The 1833-nt window shown below is 35.3% G+C and carries 1 protein-coding gene; it reads right to left on the reverse strand.

What is annotated here, in order from left to right:
* Positions 1 to 24: 24 nt before the first annotated feature.
* Positions 25 to 1671, reverse strand: coding sequence for an IS1182 family transposase (locus tag TX86_RS16065; RefSeq protein WP_230203630.1), 1647 nt, complete (start codon positions 1669 to 1671; stop codon positions 25 to 27).
* Positions 1672 to 1833: the final 162 nt, after the last annotated feature.

Consider the following 1833-nt stretch of genomic DNA (forward strand, 5'->3'; position numbering starts at 1 on the left):
AATGAGGCTGGGACAAAACTAGCTTCAAATAACGAAAAAAGTGAAATGGGTGCAATCCATTTCACTTTTTTCTATTTTTCTACACGGATTTTTATGTCCTTCTTGATGGTTTGCTGTGAACTTTCGTAAATTCACAGCCATTAATGTAAAGCCCATTTCGTTTTCAGCTTTTGATTTTCCTCGAACTGAAAATCGAGTGAAACGCAAATTAGCTTTCAAGAATCCAAAAACTGGTTCTACATCTGTTTTTCGTTGACGATATATAGAACTCGTTTCTTCTTCTGAAAGCTTCGCTCTCACATATTCTTTTTGTTGTTCCCATTTCTCATTGATCATTAATTTTCGATTGTTTCCTTCTTTCGCTTTCGTACATGATGAGCGAAATGGACACCCTAAACAGTCTTCGCATTCATACACTTTAAATTCTCGCTTAAAGTTATATTTATCCGTACGAACAGAACGATATCTAAAAGCTAAACGTTGTTGATTTGGACACGTGTACTGATCGGTTTCCACATCATAATGCCAATTCGCTGAATGGAACTGGTTTTGTTTGTGTTTTTTCTTTTGTTCTTTCATATACATGTTATAGGTAATCAAAGCTTCTCTTTGGCGATTCGACAGGATATCATCATAATTTTGTTCACTACCATAACCTGCATCGGCGACGATATAAGTTGGTAACTCAAAATAATATTGCTCGATTTCATCTAAGAATGGGATTAACGTACGCGTATCTGTTGGATTTGAAAATAGACTGTAAGCTAATGCATATTGACCTTCTGTTGCGACTTGTACATTGTAACCAGCTTTCAATTGTCCATTTTTCATATAGTCATCTTTCATGCGCATAAATGTTGCGTCAAGATCTGTCTTTGAATAGCTATTTCGTGTGCCTAAGATTTCAAAGTCTCTTTGATATTTCTGTTTTCTGGCGATGTAATCTAGTAATTGTTTTCGTGCTTGTTTAGGGATTTTTCGTTCACTTCTTAGCTTTTTTCGTTCTTCTACATCCGATGATTTTTCAATTTTTTGGTCATATTCAGAAACGACATTATCTACGCTTTGAACCATTTGTTTGAGTTCTTCCACGGTTAATTGTTCTGCACTTTCTCGTTCGATTTCAGGCATAATTTCTTTTTCTAGTAGCTCATTGTAAAGCTGGTTTGATTTTTCAATCAATCCGTTATGATAGTTCTCAGTGGATTTCTTCCAGACGAACGTAAATTTATTCGCATTCGCTTCAATCTTTGTTCCATCAATAAAAATGGCTTCTTGATCAATCAGTTTCTCTTCTACTAATACAGTGCGAAATTGGACAAAGCATTGACGGAGAAGTTCTTTTACTTCAGGTTGCACACGAAACCGATTAATCGTACGATAGCTAGGTTCATGCCCTTGCGTTAGCCACATCATACGAATACTATCTTTTAAAAGAGCTTCTATTTTACGCCCCGAAAAAACAGATTGCGAATAAGCACATAAGATAATTTTCAGCATCATACGTGGATGGTAGGCAGGACACCCTGTATTTCGGAGAAATGATTCGAATGCTTCTTGTGGAATACTTTCAACTAAATGATGAACGTGGAAGGCAATATCGTTATTTTGTAGTTTTACTTCTAAATCTAAAGGCAAAATGACTTGATTCATGTTATAATCTTTAAACATAAGGACCCTTCTTTCTGTTTGAAATTTTGGTATGTGGTGTACTTTAATTTTATCAGAAGTGGTCCTTATTTTATTGTAAAAACAATCAAAGCCCATGAAATTTTACTTATCGTAATATTTCATGGGCTTTTTCATTTCAGAGGGGTTTTGTCCCAGCCTCAT

It is taken from the genome of Bacillus massiliigorillae (genome assembly GCF_000380245.2).
GTDB classification, from domain to species: domain Bacteria; phylum Bacillota; class Bacilli; order Bacillales; family DSM-1321; genus Bacillus_AD; species Bacillus_AD massiliigorillae.

Excerpts from the sequence above, each read along its gene's own strand:
- TX86_RS16065 (WP_230203630.1), bottom strand. The coding sequence starts at position 1,671 with ATGTTTAAAGATTATAACATGAATCAAGTCATTTTGCCTTTAGATTTA.